This window comes from Allocatelliglobosispora scoriae (assembly GCF_014204945.1).
GTDB lineage: Bacteria > Actinomycetota > Actinomycetes > Mycobacteriales > Micromonosporaceae > Allocatelliglobosispora > Allocatelliglobosispora scoriae.
Genome location: NZ_JACHMN010000002.1, coordinates 2220180 through 2235872 on the forward strand (window position 1 = coordinate 2220180; position 15693 = coordinate 2235872).

General features: G+C 69.7%; 15 protein-coding genes. 1 reads left to right on the forward strand and 14 read right to left on the reverse strand.

Annotated features, from left to right (window positions below; translation table 11 throughout):
- Positions 1-103 precede the first annotated feature (103 nt).
- The 5 genes from F4553_RS15605 to F4553_RS15625 form a co-directional block, all read right to left on the reverse strand.
- Positions 104-730 (reverse strand): histidine phosphatase family protein, encoded by a 627-nt coding sequence (locus F4553_RS15605; RefSeq protein WP_184836666.1) that lies wholly within the window; start codon positions 728-730, stop codon positions 104-106.
- Complete coding sequence (rsfS, locus tag F4553_RS15610) at positions 727-1110, reverse strand: ribosome silencing factor (RefSeq protein ID WP_184836668.1); 384 nt, start codon at positions 1108-1110, stop codon at positions 727-729. The genes F4553_RS15605 and rsfS overlap by 4 nt, the downstream gene beginning before the upstream one ends.
- 99 nt (positions 1111-1209) lie before the next feature.
- Complete coding sequence (gene nadD / locus F4553_RS15615) at positions 1210-1857, reverse strand: nicotinate-nucleotide adenylyltransferase (RefSeq protein ID WP_281395017.1); 648 nt, start codon at positions 1855-1857, stop codon at positions 1210-1212.
- A 31-nt stretch (positions 1858-1888) separates the two neighbouring features.
- Positions 1889-4384 (reverse strand): aminopeptidase N, encoded by a 2496-nt coding sequence (gene pepN, locus F4553_RS15620; RefSeq protein WP_184836672.1) that lies wholly within the window; start codon positions 4382-4384, stop codon positions 1889-1891.
- 305 nt (positions 4385-4689) lie between these two features.
- Complete coding sequence (locus F4553_RS15625; RefSeq protein ID WP_184836690.1) at positions 4690-5019, reverse strand: hypothetical protein; 330 nt, start codon at positions 5017-5019, stop codon at positions 4690-4692.
- A 297-nt stretch (positions 5020-5316) separates the two neighbouring features.
- Here F4553_RS15625 and trpS point away from each other — a divergent pair, with 297 nt between their 5' ends.
- Entirely contained in the window at positions 5317-6240 is a 924-nt protein-coding gene (trpS, locus tag F4553_RS15630; protein WP_184836692.1) for a tryptophan--tRNA ligase, read from the forward strand.
- Here the strand turns inward: trpS and F4553_RS15635 are convergent.
- The 9 genes from F4553_RS15635 to F4553_RS15675 form a co-directional block, all read right to left on the reverse strand.
- Positions 6235-6687 (reverse strand): GNAT family N-acetyltransferase, encoded by a 453-nt coding sequence (locus tag F4553_RS15635; RefSeq protein WP_184836694.1) that lies wholly within the window; start codon positions 6685-6687, stop codon positions 6235-6237. The two genes, trpS and F4553_RS15635, sit on opposite strands and share 6 nt — an antisense overlap.
- Positions 6688-6756: 69 nt before the next feature.
- Positions 6757-8223 (reverse strand): GTPase ObgE, encoded by a 1467-nt coding sequence (gene obgE / locus F4553_RS15640; protein WP_184836696.1) that lies wholly within the window; start codon positions 8221-8223, stop codon positions 6757-6759.
- A gap of 102 nt (positions 8224-8325) precedes the next feature.
- Positions 8326-8577 (reverse strand): 50S ribosomal protein L27, encoded by a 252-nt coding sequence (gene rpmA / locus F4553_RS15645; protein WP_184836698.1) that lies wholly within the window; start codon positions 8575-8577, stop codon positions 8326-8328.
- A gap of 11 nt (positions 8578-8588) precedes the next feature.
- Positions 8589-8903 carry a 50S ribosomal protein L21 gene (rplU, locus tag F4553_RS15650; protein ID WP_184836699.1) on the reverse strand — a complete coding sequence of 105 codons (315 nt, stop codon included), beginning with the start codon at positions 8901-8903 and terminating at the stop codon, positions 8589-8591.
- Between the two features lie 228 nt (positions 8904-9131).
- Positions 9132-9590 (reverse strand): hypothetical protein, encoded by a 459-nt coding sequence (locus tag F4553_RS15655; RefSeq protein WP_184836701.1) that lies wholly within the window; start codon positions 9588-9590, stop codon positions 9132-9134.
- Positions 9591-9622: 32 nt separating this feature from the next.
- Entirely contained in the window at positions 9623-10114 is a 492-nt protein-coding gene (locus F4553_RS15660) for a hypothetical protein (RefSeq protein WP_184836704.1), read from the reverse strand.
- Positions 10115-10244: 130 nt separating this feature from the next.
- Positions 10245-12761, reverse strand: coding sequence for an Rne/Rng family ribonuclease (locus F4553_RS15665; RefSeq protein ID WP_246466358.1), 2517 nt, complete (start codon positions 12759-12761; stop codon positions 10245-10247).
- A 140-nt stretch (positions 12762-12901) separates the two neighbouring features.
- Complete coding sequence (locus F4553_RS15670; RefSeq protein ID WP_221470216.1) at positions 12902-13618, reverse strand: TIGR03936 family radical SAM-associated protein; 717 nt, start codon at positions 13616-13618, stop codon at positions 12902-12904.
- 68 nt (positions 13619-13686) lie between these two features.
- Positions 13687-15684, reverse strand: a complete 1998-nt coding sequence (locus F4553_RS15675) for a TIGR03960 family B12-binding radical SAM protein (RefSeq protein WP_184836706.1) — start codon at positions 15682-15684, stop codon at positions 13687-13689.
- Positions 15685-15693 lie beyond the last annotated feature (9 nt).

A 15693-nucleotide genomic window follows, 5' to 3' on the forward strand; every position in this document is an offset into this window, starting at 1 on the left:
ACCTCTTGAAGAGTTGCGGCGATCGGGAAGCTTTACCCGCACCACAGAATCGGCCTCACCGGGAGCGCTCCCGGTGAGGCCGATTCGCGCTGTCGGTGATCGTTCAGGCGAAACGGTTGTGCGCGGTGAGCCGCCAGCCCGTCCGCGGATAGAACCGCAGCTCGGACCAGTGGCAGTTGCCCAGGACACCGATGCCCGCGATGACCTCCTCGGGCCAGCCGAGCATCGCGGCGATCGCCCACCGGGCCGTGCCACCGTGGGTGGCGACCACGACGGTGCCGCCGGGTGCCCGCTCGGCAGCGGCGACCAGGCCCTCGTGCGCCCGCTTCAGCAGGTCCTCGGCGCGCTCGATGCCGTCGGCGACGAGCGGCTGGCCGAGGCGCCAGGCTTCGAAGCCGGCCGGTGACCGCTCCTGGATCTCCTCGCGGGTCAGCCCCTCCCACGCGCCGAAGTGGCGCTCGCGCAGGCGGGCGTCCCGGTGTGCGGTCAGCCCGGTGCGCTCGGCGAGCGCCGCCGCCGTATGGGCGGCCCGCTGCAGGTCACTGGTGACGATGGCGTCCGGATGGAGCTCGGCGAGGACGGCGGCAGCCGACTGTGCCTGGGCCCGACCCAGCTCGTTGAGCGGGATGTCGAGCTGGCCCTGAAAGCGGTTGCCCGCGTTCCAATCCGTGTTGCCGTGCCGCCAGATGATCAGGCGGGTCCCGGCGAGGTCGACGGCGCCCGAGGTCACGCCGCGTCCGCGAGGTCGCGGTCGACGAATTCGATCTGGGGGCAGTCCTTCCACAGCCGGTCGAGCGCGTAGAACTCGCGCTCCTCGGTGTGCTGCACGTGGACCACGATGTCGATGTAGTCCAGCAGCACCCATCGGCCGGACCGCTCGCCCTCGCGCCGCACCGGCTTGGCCTTCTCCGGCAACTGCAGGAGGGCGTCCTCGATGGCGTCGACGATCGACAGGACCTGGCGTTCGTTGGGCGCCGACGCGAGCACGAACGCATCGGTGATCACCAACTGGTCGGCCACGTCTAGCAGGACGATGTCTTCGGCCTTCTTGTCGGCTGCGGCCTGAGCTGCGGCCAACGCCAGCTCAACGGCGCGCTCGGTTGCTGGCACCTGGTTACTCTCCTCGTTCGGCAGGAGTCCAGCGTCTCACAAATCCGGCACAGGTGCCGCAGAGTAACGCGCCACCGTGCGGCATGACACTGTCGAGACCTAGCGGTACAGGTGTCGTTTTGCTATGTATTGGACCACTCCGTCCGGAACGAGGTACCAGACCGGCTGCCCGCCCGCCACCCGCGCCCGGCAGTCGCTCGACGAGATCGCCAGGGCCGGGACCTGCACCAGGCTCACCGCGTCGGCGGGCAGGTGGGAATCCGAGAGCGTGAATCCCGGCCGGGTCACGCCGACGAAGTGCGCGAGCTCGAAGAGGTGCTCGGCATCCTTCCACGAAAGGATCTTGGAGAGCGCGTCGGCACCCGTGATGAAGAAGAGCTTCGCTCCGGCGCCGTAGACATCGCGCAGATCGCGCAGCGTGTCGACGGTGTAGGTCGGCCCGTCGCGGTCGATGTCGACCCGGCTCACCGCGAAACGCGGGTTGCTCGCCGTGGCGATGACGGTCATCAGGTAGCGGTCCTCGGCGGGCGTCACCCGGCTGCCCGCCTTCTGCCATGGATCGCCGGTCGGGACGAAGACGACCTCGTCGAGCTCGAACCGGCCGGCGACCTCGCTGGCGGCGACGAGGTGGCCGTGGTGGACGGGGTCGAAGGTGCCGCCCATGATGCCGATCCGGCGGCCCGCTCCGGCCGCCCCGGAGCCCGGCACGGCGGTCGCCTTGCCGGGCCGGGACGGTCGTTTCGCCATGATCAATAGCCTACTCTGCGCCGCCCGGCCGCTATGCCCATCTGGCCTGCGCCACAACGGCCCGGCGCATGTCATCGGTCTCGTCGACGATGACCCGCTCCAGCATCGGGTGCAGCCCGCCGGCGGCGATCATCCGATCGGCCGCCTCCACAGTGGATGGCGCCACGGCATAGGTCGGGTAGGCGGCCTCGCCGATCAGGTTGAGCAGCTGGCCCGCACGCCACTGCGCGGTGGCGCCGATCTCGGCGAAGAAGCGGCCGACGTAGGGGTCGGTGAGCTCCGCGTGCTCCGGGCGCCAGAAGCCGGCCGCGGTCGCGGCGAGCTGGCGGTTGGAGAGCGTGCGGTCCGAGACGATGATCTCGAACGCCGCGGCCTTCGCCGCCGCGTCGGGGCGGGCCGCCCGGATCTTCGTCGCGGACTCGACTCCCCGCGCGCTCTGGTCGGCCGCGAGCGCCGCGTCGAGTTCGGCGTCGGAGACATCGCCGAGTACGCCGAGGCGCAGCAGCAGCGACCAGCGCAGCTCGGAGTCGACGACGAGCCCGTCGGGCAGCCCGACACCGGCGAGCCAGGCCCGTGCCTCGCTGATCGAGTCGAGGCACGAGATGAAGCTCCGGGCTGCGGCGAGCTGGCGGGAGCTGCCCGGCTCGGCGACGGTCATGGCGGCCCGGCAGGCCTCACCGAGCTGGCGCACGGCGGCATCCTGCCGGTCGGCGGCGACGAACTGCGTCGCCACGTGGCTGCGCAGGAGCTGGAAGACGGACTCGAAGACGGCGACCTCGGTCTCGTGCGGCAGCGCGACCGCCGCCGCCCGGATCATCTCGTCGCCCGGCCACTCGCCGTCGCGGACGGCGTCGAAGGCGCTGTTCCACATCAGCGCGCGGGCGAGCGAGTCGGGCTGGTCCACGAGGAGGCTGGGCAGGTCGGCACGGCTGCGCTCGTCCAGGCGGATCTTGGCGAACGTGAGGTCACCGTCGTTGAGCAGGAGCCCGCGGCCGAAGACGCCGGTGAGCTGCGGGACCGGGGTGAGACCGCCGTCGGCGGCCGGGTCGATGTCCACCTCGGTCCGCTGCCAGACGCCCGTCTCGTCGAACCAGCCGATGCCGATGCGGTGCGGGCGCAGCGTCGGGAACTCGGCCGAGGCGGTCTGCCGGACGGCGACCGAGGCGAAGCGGCCCGCGTCATCCCAGGTCACGACAGGGGTGAGGGTGTTGACCTGCGGGGTGCGCAGCCAGACCCGGGCCCACTCGGACAGGTCGCGGCCGCTCGACGCGGAGAGCGATTCGAGCAGGTCGTCGAGGGTCGCGTTGCCCCAGGCGTGCTTCTCGAAGTGGGCCTTCAGGCCGGTGAAGAATGCCTCATCGCCCAGCCAGGCGACGAGCTGCCGCAGCGACGAGCAGCCCTTGGCGTAAGAGATGCTGTCGAAGTTGGCGAAGGCGGCGTCGACATCGGTGACGAGTTTCGGCGCGATCGGGTGGGTGGACGGGCGCTGGTCGGCGGCGTAGCCGAAGGTCTTGCGGTTGACGCCGAAGCGGGTCCAGGACTGCGGCCACGCGGTGACCTCGGCGACCATCCGGTAGCCCATGTAGGTGGCGAAGGACTCGTTCAGCCAGAGGTCGTCCCACCAGCGCATCGTCACCAGGTCGCCGAACCACATGTGCGCCATCTCGTGGGCGATGATCGCGGCCCGGTCGAGGCGCTCGGTGTCGGTGACGGCGGCGTGGAAGATCAGCTCGTCGCGGAAGACGACGAGGCCGGGGAACTCCATCGCACCCCACGAGAACTCCGGGACGAAGGCCTGGTCGTACTTGCCGAACGGCATCCGGACGCCGAAGAGCTCGTGATAGCGGTCGAGGCAGGCGCGGGTGATCTCGAAGATCTCCTCGGCGTCGTTCTCCAGGTGCGCGGCGAACGCGGCGCGGGCGAAAAGGCCCATCGGGATGCCGTCGTGCTCCGTGCGGACCTCGTGATAGGGCCCGGCGATCAGGGTGATCAGGTAGGTCGCGAGCGGCTTGGTCTGCTCGAACTCCCAGCGGCCGGGTGCCGTGGCGGTCCCCTCGCCGTTGGCCCGCACGATCCACTTCGGATCGCAGGTGACCCGCAGTGTGACCGGCGCCTTCAGATCGGGCTGGTCGAAGCAGGCCATGAAGCGGGGCGCCTCGGCGATCGAGGGCTGCGCGTAGACGTAGACGTTGCCGTCGGCCGGATCGACGAACCGGTGCAGACCCTCGCCGGTGTTGGAGTAGTCGTACTCCGCGACGACGACGACCTCGTTGGTCTCGGCGAGATCTCGCAGCACGAGCCGGCCGTCGTCGAAGCCCTCCAGCAGCTCACCGTTGAGGGTGGCGCTGATCACGCGGGTCGGCAGGAGTTCGACGAAGGTCTCGGCACCCGGGGTCGCCGCGCGGAATCGAAGCACCGTCGTCGCACGGAACGTGCGGCTACCGGTCAGGTCGAAATCGAGCTCGTAGTCCAGATCGTGGATGAGCTCGGCGCGGGTGATCGCCTCGGCATGGGTCAGGCTCGGCATGGCCACCATCATGCCCGGTCGGGTGATCCACCGCTAACTCGCCTGATGACGTGTCACATGGGGTGTGACCGCCGGTCAGCGAGCCGCGGTGGACCACCGAACCTGGTCTTTCACGGGTCGGACAACCGCTGGTTGGAAGGGCGTCGGTGGGCCGGGACCGGCTGGGTGCCGGTGACGACCCGTCGCAGCGCCTGCGGGCTGAGCGCACCCGTCAGCCGGTAGCCGGTGGCGTTGCTCGCCGTCTCGCGCGGGGAACGCCCGCGACGGCGGTGAACGCCGTGCCGGTCACCGGTCGCCGGAGCGCCCTATGCGTTGACGAGTTGGGTGATCGCGGTCCGGTCGGACCGCGTCAGTGCCAAGGCACGCAGCTCGAGTGCGAGGCACGCGGCGGTGGCGACCACCGGGCGTGCCTCATCGTCCTGCGCGACGCCGACCGGGCGCAGGCCGATCGTCTCGACATCGCGGATCGCTTCGGTGATCGCCTCGCCCAGGCTGGACGATTTCCGCTCCACCGAAATGAGCCCGATGCCGGCCTCGTGGTAATACCGCATGCCCGTGTCGCCGAACTGCTCGGCGACCGCATCACATTGCGGCCTATCGGGCAGATCCTCCAGTAGAAGACTGAATCGCTGCATAATCACCACATCTGACTCCTCTCGTCCCCGGGGCCGTCTATATGTAACTACATCCGAGCCGGAGTGGGAGGGGCCAGCAGCATCTATTCTTCGGACGCTCGTCCGATCATGCGACCGACCGTCTCCGTCGATCGTGTTACGTTTGGCGTCATGCGAAGCGTGTGCTCCCAGAGCTGGCAGGCCCCCTGACGGGCGGCCCCTCGTTTCGCGTCTTCATATTCGCGGCCGTCCCTGACCGGGCGGCCTTTTTCGTGTGCGCTCGGACAATGGCGGCCACTTCCGTCAAGGAGCGCTCAAATGTCAGAAATCCGACGCCTTACCGGCTTCAAGCCGACGGGCCACCTCCAACTCGGCAACTACCTCGGCGCGATCAGGCCGATCGCCTCCGCACGGCCCGGCACCGAATCGATCGCCATGATCGCCGACCTGCACGCGCTCACCGTCGAGCACGATCCTGCGACGCTGCGGTCGCTGACGATGGAGGTCGCCTCGACTCTGCTCGCCTGCGGTGTCACCGCGCCGATCTACCTGCAGTCGGCGCTGAGCGCCCACACCGAGCTGCACTACCTCCTGGAGGCGACCACCGGCTTCGGCGAGGCGCAACGCATGATCCAGTTCAAGGAGAAGTCATCCGGGCAGCAGCAGGTGCGGTTGAGCCTGCTGACCTACCCGGTGCTGATGGCCGCCGACATCCTGCTGCACGACACGCATGAGGTACCCGTCGGCGACGACCAGTCGCAGCACCTGGAGCTCACCCGGACCATCGCCCGCCGCTTCAACGACCGCTACGGGCCGACCTTCACCATGCCGGTGGGCGTCACGCCGACGCTCGCCGCCCGGCTGATGGATCTGCAGGAGCCCGAACGCAAGATGGGCAAGAGCTCGTCGTCGCCGAACGGCACGCTCTACCTGCTCGATCCGCCGGAGGTCACCCGGCACAAGATCCGGCGCGCGGTCACCACGCCACCGGGGGTGGCGAACCTGCGGGAGATCCTGGCCGCGGTCACCGGCGGGCCGGCACCAGAGTTCGACGGGTACGCCAACCTCAAGGCCGCGGTCGCCGAGGCGGTGATCGAGCTGCTCGCACCGATCCGCAAGGCCCACGACGAGCTGGCGGCCGAAGCGGTCACCGACGCCCTCAGCAGCGGGCTGTCGCACGCCTCCGCGCGGGCACACGCCACTGTGTCCCGGGCGAAGAACGCCATAGGCCTGTGCCTATGAAGGGAGTTTCTTGGTGAAGCACCGGCTGTCGGGATTGTCGACGTACTCCCCGTAGGGCTCCATCGGCAGGTAGCCGAAGGAGTCGTAGAGGCTGATCGCCTCGGGCTGGAGCACGCCGGTCTCCAGGATGACGGTCGTGAAGCCCGCCGCGTCGATGCGCCGCTCCAGGGCGGTCAGGATGCGGCGGGCGACCCCGGTCCTGCGGTTCGCAGGGCGTACCCACATGCGTTTGATCTCTGCCGTGGGGGTGGCTGCGGCCGCAGGGTCGACGGCGACGTATGCGCCGCAGCCCACCGGCTCGCCGAGGACATAGGCGACGACGAACCTGGCGGCGGGGTCCAAGGGTGACAGTTGCTCGTCCGGGTAGCGGCTGAGCAACTCCTCTTCGGCGGCCCACACCAATGTTGTGACATCGGGGTGGGTTATTTCCCGGTTCTGGATCAACACCCGCGCGACGCTAGCCAGCGGATATTTCGACCCTGTTTCCGAGTACGCACACTCACTCGATCACGCCGTTCACTCGTCCGACTCGTCCACGACATCTGCCTTCGCGGCCATCTCGGCTTCGTACTCGCGGTGAACCCGACGCTCCTTCCGGGCGGCGAGCCGGTCGGCCGTCGCGGCGCGGCTGGACTGGGTCAGACTGTCGAGCCGGATGTCGGTGCCGCGGTTGCCCGGCACGTACTCCTTGCCTGCATAGATCGTCGGCTGCCAGTCGAACTCGCGGATGCCGATGCGCACCGGCGCGCCGGGGACCGCGCCCGCCTTCTCCAGCGCGGCCTCGACGCCGAGACGGGCGAGCCGGTCGGCGAGGTAGCCGACGGCCTCGTCGTTGTCGAAGTTGGTCTGCTGGACCCAGCGCTCGGCCTGAACGCCGCGCACGACGAAGACCTCCTCCTCGTCCTGCTCGATCGTGAAGCCCGCGTCGTCGACGGCCTTGGGCCGGATGACGATGCGCTTGGGCTCGAGGATCGGGGTGGCGAGGCGGTGCTCGTTGACGAGCTTCGCCATCCCGAAGATCAGCTCGCGCAGGCCCTCGCGGGTCGCCGCGCTCACCCGGAAGACCGGCCAGCCGAACTTCTCCAGGTCGGGCTCGACGATGTCGGCGAGGTCGCGGCCGTCCGGCACGTCGATCTTGTTGAGCACGATGATGCGGGGGCGGTCGCCGAGGCCGCCGTATTCGGCGAGTTCGGCCTCCAGCGCCTCGATGTCGGCGACCGGGTCGCGATCGGGCTCCAGCGTCGCGGTGTCGACGACGTGCACCAGCACCGCGGTGCGCTCGATGTGCCGCAGGAACTGCAGGCCCAGGCCCTTGCCCGTCGCCGCACCCGGGATGAGGCCGGGCACGTCGGCGACGGTGAAGGTGTCGCCGCCCGCCTGCACGACACCCAGGTTGGGCACGAGGGTGGTGAACGGGTAGTCCGCGATCTTCGGCTTCGCCGCGGAGATCACCGAGATGAGCGAGGACTTGCCGGCGCTCGGGAAGCCCACGAGGCCGACGTCGGCGACGCTCTTGAGCTCCAGCACGACGTCCATCCGCTCGCCCGGCTCACCGAACTCCGCGAAGCCCGGCGCCTTGCGGCGGCTGCTCGCGAGCGCGGCGTTGCCGCGGCCCCCACGACCGCCACGGGCGACCTCCAGGGTCGTGCCGACACCGACGAGGTCGGCGAGGACCTGACCGTCCATCGTCTGCACGACGGTGCCGTTGGGCACCTTCAGCACCATGTCGCCGCCGTTGGCGCCGTCCCGGTTGCCACCGGCGCCACCGGTGCCGTTGGTCGCCTTGATGTGCGGGCGGAAGTGGAAGTCCAGCAGGGTGTGCGCGGCCGGGTCGACGACGACGAGGATGTTGCCGCCGTGGCCGCCGTTGCCCCCGTCCGGACCGCCGAAGGGCTTGAACTTCTCCCGGAGGATCGAGACACAGCCGTGCCCGCCGTCCCCCGCCTGCAGGTGCAGGACCACCCGGTCGACAAACGTAGCCACGATCTCATCCTCTCAACATCGGAGTGCAGCGCACCCCGCTACAACCAAAACAACGGCGGGCCGGGACTCACGTCCCGGCCCGCCGTCGGTGTTAGCTAGTTATCAGGCCTGCACGATCGAGACGGTCTTGCGACCGCGCTTGGTGCCGAACTGAACCGCACCCGCAGCGAGCGCGAAGAGCGTGTCGTCGCCACCACGACCGACGAGGTCACCCGGGTGGAACTTGGTGCCGCGCTGGCGGATGAGGATCTCGCCTGCGCTGACGACCTGACCGCCGAAGCGCTTCACGCCGAGCCGCTGAGCCGCAGAGTCACGACCGTTGCGCGAGCTGGACGCACCCTTTTTATGTGCCATTGGTCGCTGACCTACTTCCCGGTGGAGATGCCGGTGACCTTGACCTGGGTCAGCGGCTGACGGTGACCCTGGCGCTTGTGGTAGCCGGTCTTGTTCTTGAACTTGTGGATCCGGATCTTCGGGCCCTTGGTGTGGGCGACAACCTCACCCGACACCGCTACCTTGGCAAGCTTCGCCGCGTCGGTCACCAGGTCGTCGCCGTTGACGAGGAGCACCGCTGCCAGCGCCACCGCGTCGCCGGGCTTACCGACGAGCTTCTCGACCTCGATAACGTCGCCCTCGGCGACCTTGTACTGCTTGCCGCCGGTCTTGACGATCGCGTACATGGGACGCGGCTCCCTGTCAAAGCTCACGCAGGCCTCGTGTAACGGCGCTGCTTGGTGGCGGATGGTTCCTATGTTCGCGGCGTCTGGCCACCTCGCTGAGGCGGCGCGCACGCCAACATCCAGCGCCCGGAAGGGCACCGCAGGCAAGATTACGCCATCATCCGCCCGGACCCCAAACCGGGCCGGGCCTCGGCACCCTCAGGGTGTGCCGGGTCACCCACAGCGATGTCAGGAGCAGTACTTGTCGAGCTCCCCCGCGGCCGCCTCGAACTCGGCCCCCTCGTAGGGGTTCTTCGCGCCCTTGGCGATCGCTTCCGCGGTGAAGGTCTTGCTGCCGGTCTCCAGGAACGCCACCAGCCCGTTCAGAGCCGATTGGAAGGCCTTGTCGGACGCCTCGGCGCTCGCCGCCAGCAGCGACTCGATCAGCCGCCGCGTGGCGGCGTTGAAGCCGGTGAAGAAGGCCTCCTTCTCGGCAGCGGTGCTCTCCTTCGTCACCTCCTTGAGACCGGAGATGTCGGTGGCCCACGCGGTGACCTTGGGCCCGAGGCTCGCGCAGACCTCCTTGTTGGTCTTGCCGCCCGCGGCGGCGGTCGCGGAGGGTGAGGCGGCCGGGTCGGGCTCGGCGCTGCAGGCGGACGCCGTGAAGAGGGCGCCGACCAGTGCCATGAGGGCGATGACGCGTCGCATGGTGTTCCGTTCCAGGAGGGATGAGGGGTGGATCAGGAGCAGGCGGCGATGATCGGCGTATACCAGTTCAGGTAGGCGGTGGTCAGCGCCTTCTCCATGTCGGCGATGGTCTTCGGGCCGGTGAAGAAGGCGGTGTCGGCCGCACTCGCCGAGATCTTCGTCGAGACCTCGGTGATGCTCTTCTTGATCTCGGCATCGGCGGTGTCGTCGGCGACCGCCCGAACACCGTCGGCCAGCTTCCGCAGCGCGGTGACGGCACTCGCCTGAGCAGCCGTGGTCGCCGCCTTGTCGCCCAGGACCCGGGCGGCGATCATCTTGCCGTACTCATCGGTGAAGGCCTTGTGGTTGGGGTCCTTCTCCGGGTCGATGGCGTCGCAGGCGTCCTTCGCCGAACGGCCGACGGGCGCGGAGGCGGCAGCCGTCGCCGAAGCGGACGGCGTGGCGTTGTTATCGGTCGAGGTTCCGCATGCGGCAGCCGTGAGGAGGGCGCCGCCGAGGACCACGACGACGAGAGCACGTCGCACGAGAGGTTCCTTTTCTGCCGAGGAGTGTCACCGGCCCGGTCTCCCGGGCCGGTGCACAGCCTCGCACGTCACTCTCATCGGCACACCTCGAACGGTCCGCCGATCCCGGTCGCTGACCGATCGAAGCAGGTCAGGGCCGCGTACGCCGACGAGCCCCACCGCGACGTCCGCGACGGCGACCGGCGCGCTCGCCGTCCTCGTCGCCCTCGGCGGTCTCGTCCTCGGGGCCGTCGGGACCGTCCTCGTCGTCCTCGCCGGCCGGGTCGTCGTCGTGGCGCGGGCCGGTCGCGACGATCTCCTTGACCTTCTCGACGACGGGGCCGTTGGACTTCTTCTCCGCCACCGGCTCGGTGTGGATGATGACGCCGCGTCCCTTGCAGTGCTCGCAGGTCTCGCTGAAGGCCTCCAGCAGCCCGGCACCGATGCGCTTGCGCGTCATCTGCACGAGGCCGAGCGAGGTGATCTCGGTGACCTGGTGCTTGGTCCGGTCGCGGCCCAGGCACTCGGTCAACCGGCGGAGCACGAGCTCCCGGTTGCTCTCCAGCACCATGTCGATGAAGTCGATGACCACGATGCCGCCGAGGTCGCGCAACCGCAGCTGGCGCACGATCTCCTCGGCCGCCTCCAGGTTGTTGCGGGTGACCGTCTCCTCCAGGTTGCCGCCCGCACCGGTGTACTTACCGGTGTTGACGTCGACGACGGTCATCGCCTCGGTGCGGTCGATCACGAGGTGACCGCCGGAGGGCAGGTAGACCTTGCGGTCCAGGCCCTTGAGGATCTGCTCGTCCACCCGGTAGGTGGCGAAGATGTCCGCGACACCCGTGTAGCGCTTGACCCGCTCGACCAGGTCCGGCGAGACGTGGCGGAGGTAGCCCTCGACCGTCTCGTAGGCGTCGGTGCCCTGGATGACGAGCTCTTTGAAGTCCTCGTTGAAGAGGTCGCGGACGACCCGGACGATGAGGTCGGGCTCGCCGTAGAGCAGCGCCGGAGCACCGCCCTGGGTCGACTTGGTCTGGATCTCGTCCCACTGCGCCTGCAGGCGCAGCACGTCGCGCTCGAGCTCGTCCTCGCTCGCGCCCTCGGCGGCGGTGCGCACGATGACGCCCGCGCCCTCGGGGACCATCTTCTTCAGGATGTCGCGCAGGCGCTTGCGCTCGACGTCGGAGAGCTTGCGGCTGATGCCCGACGCGGTGCCGTTGGGCACGTAGACGAGGTGGCGGCCGGAGAGCGCGATGTGGCTGCTCAGCCGCGCGCCCTTGTGGCCGATCGGGTCCTTGGTGACCTGCACGAGGACCGAGTCGCCGCCCTTGAGGGCCTGCTCGATGGAGCGCGAGCGCCCCTCCAGGCCGGCCGCGTCCCAGTTGACCTCGCCGGCGTAGAGCACGGCGTTGCGGCCCCGGCCGAGGTCGACGAAGGCGGCCTCCATGCTCGGCAGGACGTTCTGCACCTTGCCCAGGTAGACGTTGCCGACCATCGTGGTCGCGCTCGACCGCGTCACGTAGTGCTCGACGAGGACGCCGTCCTCCAGCACGCCGATCTGCGTCCGGTCACCCTTCTGCCGGACGACCATGACCCGGTCGACAGCCTCGCGGCGGGCGAGGAACTCCGACTCGGTCAGGATCGGCGGCCGGGTCCGGCGCTGCTCACGGCCGTCGCGGCGGCGCTGACGCTTCGCCTCGAGCCGGGTCGAGCCGGTGACGCCCTGCACCTCGTCGGAGGCCTTGCGGCCTTCACGGATCTTGACAACGGTGTGTACGCCGTCGTCCTCCGCTGCCTCGGCGCCACCCTCGGCGCTGCCCTTGCGGCGGCGACGGCGGCGACGGCGGGTCAACGGCTCGTCGCCGTCCTCGTCTTCGCCATCCCCCTCGGCCGGCTCCTCGCCGTCCTCCCCGGGCTCGGCGGACTCGACGGCGTCGATGTCGTCCTCGCCACCACGGCCACGGCCACGCCCACGGCGGCCGCGACGGCGACGGCGACGGCCGTGCTCGTCGAGCTCGTCGTCGTCGGAGTCGCTCGCCTCGGGCTGCTCGGACTCGGCCTCGGTCGCCTCTGCCTCGACGGGCTCGGCCGCGGCCCTGCCGCGACGGCGGCGGCGGCTGGTGCGCTCCGGCGCCTCCTCGGCGGTCTCGTCGGCCTCAGCCTCGGGCGCCTCCTCGACGGCGGGCGCGACGGGTTCGATCTGGGTGGTGCCACGACGGCGGCGACGGCTCAGCGGCTCCTCGGCCGCGGTCTGCTCGGCCGACGGCAGCTCGGGGGCCATGAAGAGGACCACCGGCGGGACGGCGCGGCGGCGGCCGCGCGGCTCCTCGACGGGTTCCTCGACGACCGGCTCCTCGGCGGTGACCGCCTCGGCCTCGTCTTCCTCCTCGGCATCCAGCTCAGGCTGCTGGTCGTCGGTGTCGACGGCTGCCTCGGGGTGCACCGGGTCGACGGGTGCGACGTCATCGGCGTCGACCACATCCGTCTTGGTCCGACGACGGCGGCGGGGCGCGGCGGGCTCCCCCTCCTCGGTCTCCACCACCCGGCGACGGGTGGTGCGACGGCGGGTGACCGGTGCCTCGGCCTCGTCTGGCGACTCGGCGGGAGGTGCGGTGCTGTCAGCCGTGACCGCGTTCTCCGCGGCCTCGGCGGGCTCGTTTTCGAGCATCCGGACGTTCTCCAGTTCTGGCAGGCCCCGGGCGCGTCGAACGCTGCCACGCAGGGCTGCTCATAGGTAAAAACTCGGCATATATATCCGGTATTGGACAACACGCCTAAGTCAGCGGTCGACCGCTCGCCTTTCCGGGGCTAACGCTCGCTCGACAACGCCGTCCCGTGGTCCGCGACGAGCGGATCCAGGATCTCTCCCTGCGGTGTCAACGTGCCCTGCGCTAGTCGCGTCGCCCTCGGGGGCAACGGCAACTGCAGGTCCGCGACGACGCGCAGCCCGGAGAGGACGTCATCGGGTCTTACGGCCGGAGTGACCTGCCGTACGACAAGGTCGAGTATCGCACACTCACCCACCCCGACCCCGTCAGGTGCCGAAACGGCCTCGATCAGCAGCACCGCCGAACGGGAGTCGAAGGTCCGACGACCCTGCTTCGTGAGCCGCTCGACCAGCACCTCGTCGGCCGCGACGAAGGCCTTCACCGCCCCGGCCAGGGCGTCGTCCGACACGCCCGGGAGCTCCAGCCGCCACCGCGACGCCTCGATCCGGTCAGCGAGGCTGAGACCGCCCACGGGGGCCTCGACCGCCTCGATCACGTCGAGCCCCGGCGAGAGCGCGGCGTTGAGCGCCGACATCAGCTCCACCGGGTCGACCGTCGCGTTCAACCCGATCTCGAGGTACTCCGCCTCGCTGGCGACACCGGTCGGCGCGGCCGAGGCATAGGAGATCTTCGGGTGCGGCGAGAAGCCCTGCGAGTAGGCGATCGGCACGTTGGCCCGCTGGATGGCCCGTTCGAAGGCACGCGCGAAATCCCGGTGGCTCGTGAAGCGCAGCGGGCCGCGCTTCGTGTACCGCAGGCGGATGCGCTGGACGATCGGGGCCTGGCCGCCCTCGGGCTGCTTCCTGGCGATGGCTGTGCTCCTGATCAGTGAGAGTGTGAGTGGGCCGCGGCGGGCTGGCGCAGGCCGCCCACGGGCGACAGCGGCAGCAGCTTCTTGCCGGTCGGCCCGATCTGGATCTCGGTGTCCATCGACGGGCACACGCCGCAGTCGAAGCACGGCGTCCACCGGCAGTCGTCCTGCTCGAACTCGCTCACCGAGTCCTGCCAGTCCTGCCAGAGCCACGCCTTGTCGAGCCCGGAGTCCAGGTGGTCCCAGGGCAGGACCTCGGCCTCCTCGCGCTCACGCGTGGTGAACCAGTCGAGGTCGACACCGAACCCCGGCAGCACCGCGGCTGCGGCGTCGACCCAGCGGCGGTAGCTGAAGTGCTCGCTCCAGCCGTCGAAGCGCTGGCCCTGCTTCCACACCTCGTGGATGACGGCGCCGACGCGGCGGTCGCCCCGCGCGAGCAGGCCCTCGATCAGCGACGGCTCGCCGTCGTGATAGCGGAACCCGATCGCCTTGCCGAGCGAGCGCTCCGAGTTGATCGCGGACTTGAGCAGGCGCAGCCGGTTGTCGATCACCTCCGGCGTCTCCATCTTGGCCCACTGGAACGGGGTGTGCGGCTTGGGCACGAACCCGCCGATGCTCACCGTGCAGCGGATGTCGGAGGAGCCCGTCGCCTTGCGGCCGGCCCGGATCACCTCGTGGGCGAGGCGGGCGATCTGCAGCACGTCCTCGTCGGTCTCCGAGGGGAGCCCGCACATGAAGTAGAGCTTCACCTGGCGCCAGCCGTGCGTGTAAGCAGTGACGACGGTCCGGATCAGGTCCTCCTCGGTCACCATCTTGTTGATGACCTTGCGGATGCGCTCCGAACCGCCCTCGGGGGCGAAGGTCAACCCCGTACGCCGGCCGTTGCGGGACAGCTCCTCGGCGAGCTTGATGTTGAACGCGTCCACCCGGGTCGACGGCAGCGACAGCGACACGTTGGTGCCCGAATACTGCTCGGCGAGGCCGGAGCACATGTCGCCGATCTCGCTGTGGTCGGCGCTGGACAGGGACAGCAGCCCCACCTCGCGGAAGCCGGAGAACTCCAGCCCCTCCTTCACCATCTGTCCCACGGTGGTGATGGAGCGCTCGCGTACCGGCCGGGTGATCATGCCGGCCTGGCAGAACCGGCAGCCGCGCGTGCAGCCCCGGAAGATCTCGACCGCGAAGCGCTCGTGCACGGTCTCCGCGAGCGGGACCAGCGGCTTCTTCGGGTAGGGCCAGGCGTCGAGGTCCATCGTCGTGCGCTTGTGCACCCGGAACGGCACGTCGGCCCGGTTGGGCACGACGCGCTGGATGCGGCCGTCGGGCAGGTAGTCGACGTCGTAGAAGCGCGGCACGTAGACCGACTCGGTCTTCGCCAGGCGCAGCAGCAGCTCGTCGCGGCCCCCGGGGCAGCCCTCGCCCTTCCACTGCCGGACGATCTCGGTGATCTCCAGCACGGCCTCCTCGCCGTCGCCGAGCACGGCGGCGTCGATGAAGTCGGCGATCGGCTCCGGGTTGAAGGCGGCGTGGCCGCCGGCGACGACGATCGGGTGGCTGTCGTCGCGGTCGCGGGCGAACATCGGGATCTTCGCCAGGTCGAGCGCGGTGAGCAGGTTGGTGTAGCCGAGCTCGGTGGAGAAGGAGAGGCCGAAGAGGTCGAAGGCGCCGACCGGGCGGTGCGCGTCGACCGTGAACTGGGAGACGCCGTGCTCGCGCATCAGCTTCTCCAGGTCGGGCCAGACCGCGTAGGTCCGCTCCGCCAGCACGTCCGGCTGCTCGTTGAGCACCTCGTAGAGGATCTGCACGCCCTGGTTGGGCAGGCCGACCTCGTAGGCGTCGGGGTACATCAGCACCCAGCGCACGGTGGCGGACTCCCACGGCTTGACGACCGCGCCCAGCTCGCCACCGACATACTGGATCGGCTTGCTGACGAGCGGGAGCAGCAGTTCGAGCTGAGGCCACACACTTGCGCCCGCGTCTGCACGCGGATCGGTCACACTGACGACACCCATAACGAACTA

Coding starts and splice junctions, on each gene's coding strand:
- nadD (WP_281395017.1), bottom strand. CDS start 1,857: ATGGCGAAACGACCGTCCCGGCCCGGCAAGGCGACCGCCGTGCCGGGC.
- pepN (WP_184836672.1), bottom strand. CDS start 4,384: ATGCCGAGCCTGACCCATGCCGAGGCGATCACCCGCGCCGAGCTCATC.
- F4553_RS15625 (WP_184836690.1), bottom strand. CDS start 5,019: ATGCAGCGATTCAGTCTTCTACTGGAGGATCTGCCCGATAGGCCGCAA.
- trpS (WP_184836692.1), top strand. CDS start 5,317: ATGTCAGAAATCCGACGCCTTACCGGCTTCAAGCCGACGGGCCACCTC.
- rpmA (WP_184836698.1), bottom strand. CDS start 8,577: ATGGCACATAAAAAGGGTGCGTCCAGCTCGCGCAACGGTCGTGACTCT.
- rplU (WP_184836699.1), bottom strand. CDS start 8,903: ATGTACGCGATCGTCAAGACCGGCGGCAAGCAGTACAAGGTCGCCGAG.
- F4553_RS15655 (WP_184836701.1), bottom strand. CDS start 9,590: ATGCGACGCGTCATCGCCCTCATGGCACTGGTCGGCGCCCTCTTCACG.
- F4553_RS15665 (WP_246466358.1), bottom strand. CDS start 12,761: ATGCTCGAAAACGAGCCCGCCGAGGCCGCGGAGAACGCGGTCACGGCT.
- F4553_RS15675 (WP_184836706.1), bottom strand. CDS start 15,684: ATGGGTGTCGTCAGTGTGACCGATCCGCGTGCAGACGCGGGCGCAAGT.